The 15,414-nt window shown below is 37.4% G+C and carries 5 protein-coding genes and 1 tRNA gene; 3 read left to right on the top strand and 3 right to left on the bottom strand.

Annotation, left to right across the window (positions count from 1 at the left end; genetic code table 11):
* The first annotated feature begins 38 nt into the window (after window positions 1-38).
* Both MR054_RS13310 and ribB read left to right on the top strand, forming a co-directional pair.
* Complete coding sequence (locus MR054_RS13310; RefSeq protein WP_242158321.1) at window positions 39-2,027, top strand: LptF/LptG family permease; 1,989 nt, start codon at window positions 39-41, stop codon at window positions 2,025-2,027.
* 16 nt (window positions 2,028-2,043) lie between these two features.
* A complete protein-coding gene (gene ribB, locus MR054_RS13305; RefSeq protein ID WP_420838803.1) occupies window positions 2,044-3,207 on the top strand; it encodes a 3,4-dihydroxy-2-butanone-4-phosphate synthase in 1,164 nt (387 codons plus the stop codon).
* Between the two features lie 68 nt (window positions 3,208-3,275).
* Here ribB and MR054_RS13300 read toward each other — a convergent pair whose 3' ends face one another.
* Together MR054_RS13300 and MR054_RS13295 are read right to left on the bottom strand one after the other, a co-directional pair.
* The gene (locus tag MR054_RS13300) at window positions 3,276-4,478 is read right to left on the bottom strand and encodes a DegT/DnrJ/EryC1/StrS family aminotransferase (RefSeq protein ID WP_242158320.1); all 1,203 of its coding nucleotides are present in this window, start codon (window positions 4,476-4,478) and stop codon (window positions 3,276-3,278) included.
* A gap of 129 nt (window positions 4,479-4,607) precedes the next feature.
* Entirely contained in the window at window positions 4,608-5,237 is a 630-nt protein-coding gene (locus MR054_RS13295; RefSeq protein WP_242158319.1) for an NAD(P)H-dependent oxidoreductase, read from the bottom strand.
* Between the two features lie 153 nt (window positions 5,238-5,390).
* Here MR054_RS13295 and MR054_RS13290 point away from each other — a divergent pair.
* Window positions 5,391-5,475: transfer RNA gene (locus tag MR054_RS13290), tRNA-Ser, on the top strand.
* A 98-nt stretch (window positions 5,476-5,573) separates the two neighbouring features.
* Here the strand turns inward: MR054_RS13290 and MR054_RS13285 are convergent.
* Window positions 5,574-15,410, bottom strand: coding sequence for a SpvB/TcaC N-terminal domain-containing protein (locus tag MR054_RS13285; protein ID WP_242158318.1), 9,837 nt, complete (start codon window positions 15,408-15,410; stop codon window positions 5,574-5,576).
* Window positions 15,411-15,414 lie beyond the last annotated feature (4 nt).

Below are 15,414 nucleotides of genomic sequence, written 5' to 3'. Positions count from 1 at the left end.
GCAGATTTTTAGAATAGATAATTATTTAAGTTAAACGTTTGAAAATTTTAGATCGCTACATACTGACCACTTATCTTAAAACCTTTATCAGTGTGTTTTTAATACTCATTCTGATTTTTATTTTACAAACCATTTGGTTATACATAAAGGAATTGGCCGGAAAGGACTTAGATTTAATTGTAATCATTAAATTTATTTTTTATTTCTTACCAAAACTAATCCCATTAGTACTGCCCTTAACCATACTTTTGTCCTCCATAATGGTTTTTGGCAGCTTCGCTGAAAACTATGAGTTTGCCGCTATGAAATCTACAGGGATTTCATTACAACGTGCCATGTCTGGGCTTAGTATTTTTATAGTTATTTTAGGCTTTACCACATTTCTTTTTGCGAATAACGTTATACCGTGGTCTGAGTTCAATTCTTTTAATTTACGCAAGAATATTGCAAAATTAAAACCCGCCATGTTATTAGCAGAAGGCCAGTTTAATCCTGTTGGTAATTACAATATAAAATTTGCTAAAAAGACAGATGACAACCACCTTGAGAATGTAGTCATCCACATTAAAGGTACTAATGGACGCACCAATTCCACGTTTATTAAGTCAAAAAGGGGTGTCTTTATTGGTAAGGAGTCATCTAAAATATTAAAGCTAATCTTAACCGATGGCAATTACTATAATGATATCATCCCGAAAAAACCATCGGAGAGAAAAAAGCACCCATTTGCAAAAAGCACCTTTGAAAAATACATCATTAATATTGATTTATCTGAATTAAACGATGTGGATATTGACGATAAATCCTACTCCGACAAATACAATATGCTTAATCTTAATGGTTTGGATAAAGCCATGGATTCACTTTCCAACAAATGGAAAACAGAACTCGATGCCTTTTCTAAAAACCTTTATCAGCGTACCAGTATTCAAACATTGGGAAACACGTCTTTTGCAAATCAACCCAATGTAAGCAAAGCATCCGATGGTCAAAAAGTAAAGGACAGTGTTTTCCAAGGATCATTTATGGAACTGTTTGACACCAAAGCCAAGGTTCAAATTAGTACTACGGCATTTAATTCAGTAAATAGCACTAAGCAAATTATAACATCCAAAGAGACTTTCATTAAAAATGAAAATGTTATTTATAAAAAGCACATTGTATCCTATCACGAAAAACTTGCACTCGGTTTTGCATGTATCATCTTATTTTTTGTTGGTGCACCACTGGGGGCGTTAATCCGAAAAGGAGGTATTGGCCTCCCTATGGTTGTGGCCATACTGTTATTTTTAACCTATCATTTTATTGGCATTTTTGCAACCAATAGTGCCAAAAATGGAAATTTCAACCCCATTCTAGCGAGTTGGTTTTCTACGCTCATCATGCTTCCATTAGGGGTTTATTTGACCAGAAGAGCCACAGCAGATAGAGGATTATTTGAAATGGGTAATATTCTCGAACCTTTAAGGGAAATATTTAAGATCAAGGCCAAAGATAGTGTCGATTATACGTTTTTAGAGTCATACAAAATGAATGAGCTCGTTGCTGTCGTTAACGATCATGAAAATTTAGAACATGATGAAAACGTAAGACATGAAGCTATTAAACTTTTAATTAACAAAGGATTAACCACAGAAGAGCTCATCGAAAAAGGGGTTAGAATCCGTCAAGATTTCAACCATACGCAAAATATTACGAAGCATTATACGGACCACTCAAAATTTGCTATTGTTCTTTATTTTATAGGTATAGTTCTTTTGATTTTATTTTTTGTATTCAGAAATAACAAATTACCCTCACTCGCTTCCGCCTCTATACAGTTAAGCATGATATCGGTGATACTTTTCATAGTATATTACATCAAGTCAACCATAAACCTGTTTAACTTTTACAAAGACATTAACAGGAAAGTGCCTAATTTGGTATTGCTTATCATTGGTGCCCCACTGTATATGATTACCTTTCCATTTATTAAAGTTAAAGTAAAAGAGGACTTAATATTAAATTACTTAGATAATTTAAAATAAGCAATATCTTTGCACTATGATTTCAGAAGACACCATGACCATAAAAAAAACAAAACCCATTATATTAAATACCATTCATGACGCCATTGATGATATAAGAAATGGTAAAGTCATTATTGTAGTCGACGATGAGAACAGGGAAAATGAAGGTGATTTTATTGCTGCTGCAGATAAAGTCACTCCGGAAATGATCAATTTTATGGCGAAGCACGGTCGCGGATTAATTTGTGCGCCGCTTACTGAAAACCGTTGCAAAGAATTAGAGCTCAACATGATGGTACGAAACAATACCGATCCAATGGAAACCGCATTTACGGTATCGGTAGATCTAAGGGGCAATGGGGTCACTACAGGTATTTCGGCTAAGGACCGAGCCAAAACCATTAAGGCATTGATAGACTCAAACACAAAACCTTTTGAATTGGCCAGACCAGGACATGTATTTCCACTGATCGCAAAAGAAGGAGGCGTTTTGAGACGCACGGGACATACCGAAGCAGCTATAGATTTTGCTCGTTTGGCTGGCTTAAATCCAGCAGGTGTTATTGTGGAAATTATGAATGAGGATGGTTCAATGGCACGTCTACCGCAACTGATGGACGTTGCCGAAAAATTGAACCTAAAAATTGTTTCCATTGAGGATTTAGTGGCCTATCGCATGCAGCACGATTCGTTAATTGAGAAAAAAGAGGATTTTGAAATTGAAACCCGCTTTGGTCATTTTAGATTAAGAGCTTACAAACAAACTACTAACAATCAAGTACATATAGCATTAACGAAGGGTCAATGGAAGGATGATGAAATTGTGTTAACACGAATAAATTCTACACTGGTCAACAATGATATTCTTGGTACTCTTACCAATAATGTAGATGCACAATTGGCTGCTATGTTTAAAGTGATTAATCATGAAGGTAAGGGAGCCATTCTTTTTATTAATCAAGAATCCCAATCTATGAATATCTTAAAACGTTTGACATTCCTCAAGGAAAATCAAGTTTCTAACCAGGTCACCAAAGCGCCAAGGGTAAATATGGATGCTCGAGATTTTGGCATTGGCGCCCAAATATTACATGACCTAAATATCCATAAACTCAAACTGATGACCAACAGTGAGCAAAAGCCTCGAGTTGGGATGATTGGATATGGTTTGGAAATTGTGAATACTATTGGATATTAACAGGGGGCCTATCCAAAATGGATAGATTAATAATCCGTTGCACTGCAACCCATGTGATAAATTAACTTTTAATTCGTCTTCAGGGCATGAGAAATAACTTCAACCATTTTTGACGCTCTATCCCGAACCTCCTGTTCGGTCCAGGACAATTTTATAAGACAAGAAATGTTACGTGAGATAAATTCATCTGATTGTTCGAACGTTCTGTTTTGTAAATAAGTAAGCCCTTCCTTGACCTCATTGGAAATGGGAAACAATGATTTTAAATTCTTCAAATGCTCCCATTTTCGTATATAATGCCAATGGTTATTATAGTAATGAAAGCAGCCATCTATACCTGCCACTTTTAAAGCCTGTATGCTCTTATTGGCCATCTTCAGATCCGGTAAATAGAAATTCAAAAAGGCATAACTCTCCTCACCACCATCGGGAACCGTCCTAAAGATGATCTCAGGGATTTGTGATAGGGCGTCACGCAAAATGGCATAGTTCTTTTTTTGGATCTCCATGAATTCCGGCAATCGCCTAACTTGTGCCAATCCCACGGCAGCATTAAGTTCCGAGATCCTAAAATTATAGCCCCAAAACGGATGGGTTTCTGCCCCTCTATCATTGCCTATATGATCATGACCATGATCGCTGTAATGATCGGCATTTAAATAGTAGTCCTCCTTATTTGTAATTACTGCTCCTCCTTCTCCACAGGTAATGGTTTTAACAAAATCAAAAGAAAAGCACCCCAAATCCCCTAAACTACCTAAAGGTTTTCCATTAAATGTCCCTCCTATTGCCTGACAAGCATCTTCGATTAAAAGCAATCCATATTTTTTACAAATGATTTGCAACGCATCCATTCGCCCCATACTACCGCACATTTGAACAACCATAACGGCTTTGGTCTTTACCGTAATGGCTTTCTCAACAGCTCCGGGATCCAATGCCAAGGTATCATCTATATCGACTAAAACGGGAATGGCTCCCAACATCATAATGGCCTCAAAACTAGCTACAAATGTAAAGGTGGGCATGATAACTTCATCTCCGGCACCAACTCCGGCTGAAGCCAGGGCAACCGATACAGCAGCTGTTCCACTTGATACCAGTTGCACATATTTAGTCTGTAACGCGTTTTTAAGTTCTTGCTCCAGTGTTTTGGCTTTCCAATGTCCGTTACGGTAGGCATCAAATCCGTAACGCATTAGTACACCGTTATCTAAAACATCATTTACTTCGTTACGTTCCTGTTTTCCAAACAATTCAAATCCTGGCATAATATATTATTTACAGTTTTGCGTTAGGGATTGCGGCAAGTTACCGCGCTTTTGCTCGTTGCCACGAGCCGGCGCGTAACGCTAAAAGCCCGACCCCGTTAAAACGGGGTAACGCCCAAATTTAAAGTTTTATAATTCTATAATCGATTCTTCTAGGGGTTTACGGACTTTCTTAAAGGATGAAAACATGTCATCGCTCGCTCTGTATCCCACAGGAAGTAATAATACCGATTTTAATCCGTGTTTATCCAGGTTTAAAATCGTATCAAATTGAACCGGATCAAAACCCTCCATGGGGGTCGAATCAATGTCCTCCATGGCACAAACGGTCATAAGGTTACCCAAAGCAATATAAGCTTGATTTTTGGACCACTGCTGGCGTTCTTCTATCGTCATTTTTCGCATCATCTTCACTAAACTTTTTCTATAAGGATCTAATATCTCATGGGATGTCCCTCTAATATTATTAATGTTATCGTAATAGTCATTCACATCATGATCTTGTATATTATTCTGTATGCAAATAACCAGTAAATGGGACGATTCAACCACTTGCTTTTGTCCATAAGCACTTTCCAACAACGGTTGGCGTTTGGTTTTATCTTTAACTATAACCAAGTTTATGGTTTGCAATCCAAATGAGGTGGCGGTTAAATTAAACGCCTCTTTTAAGATGTTTATTTTTTTTGCCGTTAGGATTTTATTAGAATCGTACTTTTTAGTGGCATACCGCCATTTTAGTTTTTCAATAGTACTCATTTACATTTAAATTTTTACAAAAATAAGACTTGTCACTTCTATTTGGAAAGAATATAGCATTTTATAATTGCATGAGGTGTTTTTTATTTTACGGAAAAACTTAACTTTTTACTTGAAAGAATTAAAAAAGCATTCTATATTTGCATCCGCTTAGGAGGAATGGCAGAGTGGTCGAATGCGGCAGTCTTGAAAACTGTTGAGGGTCACACCTCCGGGGGTTCGAATCCCTCTTCCTCCGCACAAAGAAACCCACATCAATAGATGTGGGTTTTTTGTAATATTCATTTTGTAAATAGGTTGTCAAATCTTATAAGCTAAAAACTTTCTAATTCAAGTCTATTTACCTACAATTTTTGTTGGAATTTTACCTTGCCTTCTGTACTTCTTATTTATTCTAAAAATTATATTCATTTCCTGATTCTCCCAGATATTTCCCTCTCTCAAAATAAGTCGTCTGAATACCTTAACATTTCCTGTTGCTCCAGAAGCATAACCAGATGATAATTGCTTCCATAAATTCTCAGTCACCTCAAAACCTAGAATTTCGGTCAATTTTTCGAGATTCTGACCTTCTAATGTCATTTCCAGTGTAATCGCATTATTCTTTTTAGCACTTTTCAAGGCTGATTCCATTGCTAACGGTCCTCCAGACCAAAAATATCGATTCTTTTTCTTATCGAAGGAATATGGTTTTTCATTACCTGACTGTCTTTCAAAATAATCGGCCATTATTCGCACTATTCCGCTTCCTTCATAAACAGAATTTTTAACAATTTCATTACCTTCTTGATCTGTATATTTGATCGGATTTTGGCCCGCAAAGCTGTAACCTGCTAAATTAATGGGGTTGAATACCCCTTTATGAGGTTTATTTTGTAAATATTCATTCCCTAGCAAAGGGTCAATTGATAGCCATGCGCTAGTATTGGGATTATAATAGCGTGCACCATAATAATACAAACCTGTTTCTTCATCAAGTTCTTTACCGTTATATAGGTAAGGTGTTCGTTCTGTATTACCATGTTCTTCAATAAAGGTTTCTCCGAATGGAAGATATTTTACATATTGGGTCACATTTCCGTTCCCATCACTAATATATGTGGAATTACCTAAGTGGTCTGGGTGGTAATAATAAATGAAGACACCTTTTTTATTTGGGATTCCTGGTTGGGTTGTTTGAGTTGTATTTTGACCCCTGGTATCGGAGGATTCCTGATTGGAATCTGACAATCGCTCCTCACTTTCCCAATCTTCTAAAGGAATACCCAGAGCCGCATAGGTTTTTGCTAATCCGCCCTTAAGCTGCCCTTGTTTAACCTGATAATTAATTGGTGACGACTTCCCTTCTCCCGCCCTTTTTTGAAGCAGGCCTTCATTGCTTTCTACTAGTTTTGTAGCAATACGCTGGCCGTTCATATAATAATGTTTGGTAACCATACTATTACGAACTACAACATATGGATTTACATAGACCGTATAATTACCAATACTACCTCTTCCTGCTTTTACATCGCCGTTAATCGCTACCATTTGACCTCCACCATTGCTTTTAAGGACACGGTGATCATCGGCATCATATACATAACTGAAAATAGCTCCATTGTCAGCGATGGCCATGATACGGTTCTCTTCATCCCAAACCAGTTTACGTTCCCGACCACTTTGATCCCGGATTACACCTGTAAGATTTCCGTTGAGATCATACGTAAAAGTCTGATCTCCTATATGAATAGGGGCATGAGGTTGATCTTCATCATAATCATATTTGTAATTAAAGGTCATTTTTTTACGAGTGACCCAATCTTTTTGCTTTTGATTTTTAAATTTCTGAATTTGATTTTTTGAGGTTATGTTATTGAGACTGTTATAGGACATTTCAAGTTCAAACTGGTTCTCACGAGATGCCTTTTGTTGAATTCCGGAAGCTGAAGTCAAACGATACAGATCATCATATTTTAAGTTATAATCACTTTCACCCCCCATGAGATTACTTCGCTTGTTTGTGGCCTTATTTTGAATTCGTAATATATTGTCAGCATCATCATAGGTGTAATGATTATCCATCAACGTTCGATTGTTGGGATCATGGGCTTCCAATGACTGCAGCAAACCAAAATCATTCGTAAAATAGCTGTAATCCATTTCGGTGCCGTTTCCGTAACCCAAATACACCAATTGTTCAAACTTATTGTATCCTAAGCGTTTTAAATAATCGCTTTTTCTACCTTCTTTATCACCTACCATGGAGGCTAAATTACCTCCTAAATTATAGCTGTAAGTTACCTGTTCTTTATCAGGATAGGTCATTTCAAGTAACCTTCCCCAGGTGTCGTAATCCCAGCGCGTTTCGTAAGTCAGCGGTTTTTTATCGGGAATAACAATTGTACGGATACTTCTGTTAAGGGCACCTAACGGATTATAGTAAAACTCCTGAACTCCGGTAGCATCTTCCTGTAACACCACACGACCGGCACCATTTCCTTCGGCTTCAGCCTTTCCATAAGTATAGCTCACATTGTTTTGTGGGTTTTCAGGATAGGAAATATGGGTTAATCTTTCAAATTCATAGCCATATGTAATCGCACTTTCGATTTTTTTAAGATTAGCCGTTGTTTTTTTAATAAGATTATTGCTCAGGTCAAAAACATAACTGGTAGTTCCAGAATCTGGATGGGTGATCTCAGTACGTCGGCCAAACCAATCATAATTAATTATTATATGATTTTTCTGATCATCTGTAATATCTACAAGGGAATTCACAGGGCTATACTTGTAACTAGTCCATACGTCATTACCCTGACTATATTGTTCTCTAACGGAAGTTGTTAATTGACGTAAATTTTTAAAACTTTCTTTAACGATACCATTTCCATCGATAATTTTTGTGCTGAATTCAATTTTTCCATCCCTATCTGTTCCAAAGCCATAATTTCGTAAAGATAGTGTACCATCGGGATCCGTTGTTTGGATAATACGGTCTAAAACATCGTAAGTAAATATGGTAGGATTTACATTATCACGAATAATACTCATCTGAGTAGCACTACCTTTTGTTTCCGTAGTTGGATAATAATTCTTCATTTTCCGGCTAAAAGCATCATATTCAGTAATACCAGAAACAATCATTTTTTCTTCATCCTGGGCAGATCTATCAGTAAAAACCGAAGCATCTTTTTTTATTTGAATCATTCTTTTTAAGCCATCAATAAAAGTGATGATTTCCATATCATTGTTTGGATGCCGCGGATCGTAATGCTTTGTTCTTGCATAAGGGACATCACTGTTGATATTGTATTCCACAGCCATGGTATAGGGTTTGCCCTGGGCCAGTTCCAATGGTCCTGTAATACTAATTGCTCTACCCACATCATCCAATTCATATTTGACTGGTTGATTATTGAAGTCTGTATTTAACAGCATTTTACCAAACCGATAGTCATAATCCGTATTTGACGTATAACCATAGGCATCAGTAACCGAAGTAATGTAAGTTGAAACCTCCGGATCATATTGGTATTTATAGAAAAATCGATCACCGTCAATATTTTCAGGATGTTTGATTTCAGTTAAATTCCCAAATTCATCATAGGTCATATCAGAAACTGCTTTATCCCCATTTTCTAAATAGTTGCTAAGCTTAGTGATCTTTCCGGTATTCTGGTCTATTTCGGAGGTTCGTTTCCGATAGGTTTTTCCATTACTTTTAACCACAATATCGGAAGGAATATCGATAATGTAAGCAGACGGAATGTGGTGATAACTTATAAATGTAGTATAATCGTCGTCGCTACCTTCATCTCCAAAATCGGTATACTTAATCAAATTTCCAACAGCATCATATTTATATTCCTGACTGGAACTTTTCTCCGGTTCAGATTGTCCTTCGTAATACTGTATTTGGGTTTTTTCTAAGGCGGGAAAAAATGCACCATCATCCGTGTTGGTATTTGATGCGATCTCACCTGAATGAATATCTCTTAAAACATAGATACTTTCAGTTTCGGTGAATTTGCGGCCTTCAGCATCCTCGACGATCATTGTGGCTAAAAGTCCTTTACTATAGTAATTATCCGTATGGTAATTTTCAATGATCGACCTGTAAATACTGCGGTTATGTTGGGTGTCAAGATTATGGGTTATGACGCTTCCAAAACCATAAAACTCACGCTCATTGCGATTATACTTGCCATTTTCATATTCATAGGTATTCACCAAAGTATCAACGCCATCACCTTTAAACCCATCAAATATTTCAACCTGTGATAGTGTCCAACGGCTTTCCGGAAGATCATAAGTATTACCCTCTTTTTTATAGCTAAGGACTAAAGTGGCGCCAAGAGGCCTGATAACTTTTTTTAAAAGATTTGTTCTACCTATTGTGGATTTATTGACTTGCATGTGATTTTGACTATTCGAAGCTAATAGATCAGGGAATCCATCACCATCAAAATCAGAAATCTTATAGGTGCTTTTACTGAATCCTCGACTTACGTCGGCGTCCGGATTAAAACACACTTTAGCTACAGGAACTCCCGGGGGGACCACAATAGGAATACAAGCTGTGAAGGCCGCATTTATTGAAGACCCTAATGTTTTTTCTTTTCCGATTTTTTTTGCATTTTTCCAGGGTATACGTTCCGAAAATCCATTTCCGGTGTTTATTCGAACCTCGATATCTTTTTTCGGAATAATAGAATCCAAAGGCGCTTTAAAATCATTATACTTTTCAGGGTCCCATTCCTTAACTTTATCAAGATCGAAAGGAAGCTCAATCTCATCATCCAGGATCCAATCTAACAACCCATCCCCATTAATATCCTGCAAATTTAAGCGGGGAATATTCCAACTTCGTGTGATACCCAATCCGGCCTCAATACTTCCATAGCTTATATTTACAGCTAAACCAGCTCCTACACTAATAGTTTGCCCTTGATTAATTCCAAGAAAATTCCAGTTTTCATAATCACTGAACTTATAACCTAAATTTAGAGCGACACTCCCATCAGCTCTCACTTTATCAGGGAGTCCGTCGCTATTGATATCCATAAATGAAAAAGCTACCGAATCCCCATTAATACTGCCGTTTAATCCTACAGTACCTTGTGCCGCCGCATTTTTTCCTGTTTTACTGGATTTATTTCCTCGTTTTGCTTTTGTAAATCTATTTGAATTAATTAATTCTCCTCCTCCGTTGACACCCAGAGAACCATGAATGGTAATATCTGAGCCATTCAGATCAGAACCCAGGCTGAAGGCCTTTTTTTGAAAGCCACCCGTAGGCTCGGTATATTGAATTTTTAACAAGGAAACTATATCGGGATAGCCATCAGCATTCATATCCATGTAATTATAGCTTTGATTAGTGGTCCCCAAACTAAGGTTAACCACAATCTGTCTGAAACCACCCTGGTAACTTCGATTATAAGTGACATTGACCAATCTAATAGCCTTTGTTCCCGTACCACCGTCAGGACCATCTTCAATGATAGGCGAGATCTGATTGATATCGTCCATTCCTAATCTGGATGAACTTATGCTATCCCTTTTTACGTATGTTAAGTCATCATAGCCTAAATAAGCATGCTTTCGCACATCCGGAGTCATATAAATAAAAAGGGTTTTGGAAGGATCGTTACCCCCGGAGTTCTCAAAGCTATCCAAAATATCATCTGGTGATTCCGTACCGTCAATATCGGAATTGTCATTATAATAGGAATCATCAAATTTCAGATCCTTTTCATTTATGGTTTTCTTGCCACGGTCACGATTACCATTATATGCAAATTGTCCCCAGCCTCTATACATACAACCGAAAATAGGTTCATCTGCCCTGATGGTATGAATTCCTGCAGTAATTGGAATGACTTTATCCTTAATAGTTAATTCAACCTCTGAAGGCACCATACTTAATGCCACTTTTGTATTTTTTAAGTAGAAATCGAAAAAGTATTCTTCGTTATCATCAACTATCAATTCTTTTGAGGAAAAATCGTCAGGTAATTCTACCCTGTAAGCATCTAATCCGTTGAAGGGAATTGGGACAAATACCACTTCTTTTTCTTCCTTGTAAACCAACTCGTTTGCCTTTTTGATAGTGAAAATGATCTCATTTTCATTATCATCCACTGTAATATCATCTGAATGGATTATGATATCAAAAGGTAATTTTGGTAAAACGTTAATTGTGTCTTTTTGCACTGTTTTCCAGGATCCCGTAGGACTAATACTCCTATTATAAATACTCTGATCAACAACAGGGAAATATTCCAAAAGCGGGTTGCCTTCATCGTCAGTCACCTCCGCAAAATCCGGATCTGATGATGCCGTATAAAACACTCTGGGATGCCATTCTAATTCAGGCCATGGAAGGTCCGTATCAGATATTAATCTGAAAAATAAATCATCATCCTTTTCTACGTTAACATTTTCTAAGGTAATATCAGTATTCATCTCTACATCATTCCATTCTAAATCCAGATGCTTAAAAACTTTACGATCGCCATTCTCCCCTTGAACTGTAGTTTTGGCTTCCGCTTTCATACTAGGAGCTCTGTAGGGATCAAATTCCATATCAATTTCACTTCTATAATAATCTGAGGTTATAGTGATGACATTGTCCGAAACTGTAGATCGGTAACCTGTTATTTTGTTAATTTCCTTATTTAGTTCAGTAGCAGCATCGTTTTCCGTTCCTCGAGTGGTAGGAAGTACATGTTCTAATCCATTTAAAATTATTTTACATTTCCGAGCTAAAATAGGCGCTTTGGTAATGGTTAAAGTACTCACTTCGGCAGTGCCCTTACCTTCTTTAACAATCTCCAATATCATATTATCGGATGTCTGAGGTTTTGTTAAGCTGCCCTCTATGGTTATCGTTCCATCAATTGGCATACCAATCGACATGGGTGCCGATATTAAAAAATCTTTATAGGAATTGAACTGAAAAACCGGCAGATTATTGGCATCCATGCGTTGTGAACCAAAATTTAAATAAGTAATTATGGGTTTCCAGATCACCTGATCATTAGTACCGTTCTCGATAGATTGAACTCTGAAATAAATTCGGTCACCTGCGGTTATAGAGATGGCAGCAACACTAGCAGGAAGATGTTGATTAAGATCCTCAGGACTAATTATTTTACTCCAAAGTTCTGCACCATTATGCTGAATAGCAACGCGAACCCCATCCTCAGTACCCACTACAGCAGGATCCTCAGGTTTTAGTAGTGATACGGGTGCATAAACATTTACAATTCCTGTGTAAGGTGCTTCCCAAACCCGAATAACATCATGCAGTGGATTGTCGTCAATTTTCTTCTGTTTTTCTTCGTCAGTCTCCGGTTCCACAATATCGCCATCAATGGCATTATTGGCAAAAATTGGGCTTGGCGTACCCGCACTTGTTGTTGAAAACGTTGGTACCCCATTTACTAAATGGTTAAAATATACGGTTCCTCTTTTAACAATATCCATCAACTTATCTCCATTAACATCAGCAAAGTAAGTGTTGGTAACATTTGTACTAATAGCATTATCTTTGGCTGCCCGAACAATAAAATTCGATTCTATCCCCCTGTTCACACTATTGTTCCAACCCACTTCAAAATCCGAAACCCCGGATATTTCTATGGGTTCACCAAAAACAATATTTCCTTGTTTATCCGATAAATTTGGTCGGAAAAAGAGCCCGGCATTAGATTTTGATTTAAAAACCTTATCGTCAAGTCCGTCCCCGTTAATATCAACGAAGGCAATCAAGCCGTTAAATCTTGAAAGGTTGGCCCCTACATTTGCCCCGGCCGTATTATCCTTAGTAAACAGCAATCCGTCAAAAGGTCCAACTGTAACAGCCATTCCAAATCCTCCACCTACAGATCTTGAGCCACCCAACATAGAAGATTTATCAAGAAACCTATTTCCGGGTACGTCATCATCAGGCCCCTCCCAATTTGAATCCGGCAGATACGGATCATATCCATTTTCAGAGTTAACATCGTCGTAATAAGTAAATTCGTGATGATTAAAAACATTATCCGAGGCATCCAATTGGGTTATTCGATTTAATAATGTTTTAAAAAAGGCTCCTTCGACATAATTGAGTTCGTAGCTACGGATCTTTTCACCTTTAAAATATATTTCAATCCTACGAAGTAAATCAGCGGTAACCATTTTAAAACCTAGTAAAGCGTCTATCGACACATCTTTCCGGAGGTCTTCCCCCAATTGCCGGTCTCTTATAAAATCGACTTCATAATTACCTGCTGAGGTCTCAAATCCAGTATAGGTTATTTTATTGAGATAAATATTGTATCCCTGAACAGTGCCCCGGGAAACACCGGGATCCTGAACTTTACTATACTCATATTTACAAAAATTCCCATTTAAATCCCGCATTTCCACCAAAGCCCATTTCGCAATGTTGTTATCAGCATCTCTTAATACCGCATTTGGATCTATTCCAGCCAATTTGGAAGCACCGCCATAAGAAAAACGTATTCCTGATTTACTGGTTACCTCCCACCAATAATTGGTTGGATTATCGCCATGACGAATTATTTTAGAGAAATCACCTTCCACACGTTTATAGAATCGTTTTTCCGGTGTTCTTGCCACAAATTCATTACGATGAGCCACCGGCCAAAGTTGCTCTCCATTCAGCAAATAGGTTTCCGATTCCTTATCATTCAAATAGCGAGGGACACCCCAGCGCGTTTCAATGGTTACACTACCCATTTGTAAATCCCAACCTAGCCCAAGCCAATTATTACCTCCATCACTGCTATATTGTAAATTAATTTCTGGTTGAATCCCTTGACGTCCTTCCGGAATTTCAATGGGGTACGACAGTGTTGCAGTTCCCATGGCATTAGCCTGAGGAGGTTCTATTGTATTTACCTCAATTGAAGGATTTGCCACATTCATGTTCTGCATAGTTGTGGGGATGTAACCTAAAGTCTCAGGCGCATTCGGAACTATTAGCACGCCATTGATCATATCGGTAAATTGATGTGTTTCAGAAATGATACGCTGGCGCTCCTGATCCAATCCAACCTTTTTTAGTGCGATCCATTTTTTGAGTTCATTATCAAAATAAAAAGTTCGTATATCATTTTCTGTATACCCATCGGGAATTTTGAGCTTATCATATCCCATTGAAATGACTGCCTTTTCTTTTAGAGTCGCTCCATAAGGTAAAAATCTATAGCCATTATGGGTTTTGGTAACATTTCTAATATTGGCGTTCAATGAGGGATAATCTACGTCCCTTAAAGCAAGAATAGACAAATCTTTGGAGTGACTGAAAGCTTTTGGTCCAAGAGAAACTTCGGTTCCTGCCAATTCAAGATTAAAGGTTTTTCCCGGTATATACCGATTTGTTCTCGTTTTAAATGTTCGCAGACCTATGTTATTCGCCAGGTTATAACGGTTGGAATTTTCAAAAGTTACCTGCTTTTCCAGAGTTTCACCATCTGGAAAAATGGCCTTTACTATGGTACTCCAAACTTGTTCTGAATCCGGTGTTTTTAAAACTGTTTCAAATCCTGAAGACATTAAAGGCACTGTCTCCCCTTCAATATAAAGTTTAGCTTTTTCACTATTTCTACCGGTTAAAAAACCTTGTAGATAGGCTTGATCTTTAGAACAAATACGATCAACAGGTTGATTAATTACGATGGTTCTGTTTTCAGTATCCATCGCTCTAATTTTAATACCCAGTTTCCGGATCTTATAGCTATAACCTGACTGTTGAGGGAGTGTAAATCTTATTAGATTTTCTCCGGACTTTAGCCATTCTTTTTTAATGCGTTCCTTTTGAGGTTGCCAATAATTTGAAGTACTAACAAATCTTCCACCTGTAGCAAGTTGGTCATTAATACTGTGTGAAATTCCAGTATAATCAGCAATCCCATATAGCTCATAGGTTAACCAAACCGCAACATTTTCTTTGGGTAAATCTTTTATGAATACAGTAAATACGTTATCGGAAGGATCGTCTAGTGGGAGATTTTTAAAAACTCCTATATAGCCTTCCCGTTCTGACGAAGGATAAAACCATTCCAATGGCGCAATTGGTTCAACGGGATAAAAAGTATGAGCCAAGGAGAACACTTTGAGAACCCCCAGATTAAACAATATACCGAAAAACATAAATATATAGTACTTTTTCTTCATAATC

This window comes from Aestuariivivens sediminis, assembly GCF_022662105.1.
GTDB lineage: Bacteria > Bacteroidota > Bacteroidia > Flavobacteriales > Flavobacteriaceae > Aestuariivivens > Aestuariivivens sediminis.
This window is presented reverse-complemented; position numbering and strand designations above follow the sequence as displayed.

Excerpts from the sequence above, each read along its gene's own strand:
- MR054_RS13295 (WP_242158319.1), bottom strand. The coding sequence starts at position 5,237 with ATGAGTACTATTGAAAAACTAAAATGGCGGTATGCCACTAAAAAGTAC.
- ribB (WP_420838803.1), top strand. The coding sequence starts at position 2,044 with ATGATTTCAGAAGACACCATGACCATAAAAAAAACAAAACCCATTATA.
- MR054_RS13300 (WP_242158320.1), bottom strand. The coding sequence starts at position 4,478 with ATGCCAGGATTTGAATTGTTTGGAAAACAGGAACGTAACGAAGTAAAT.
- MR054_RS13285 (WP_242158318.1), bottom strand. The coding sequence starts at position 15,410 with ATGAAGAAAAAGTACTATATATTTATGTTTTTCGGTATATTGTTTAAT.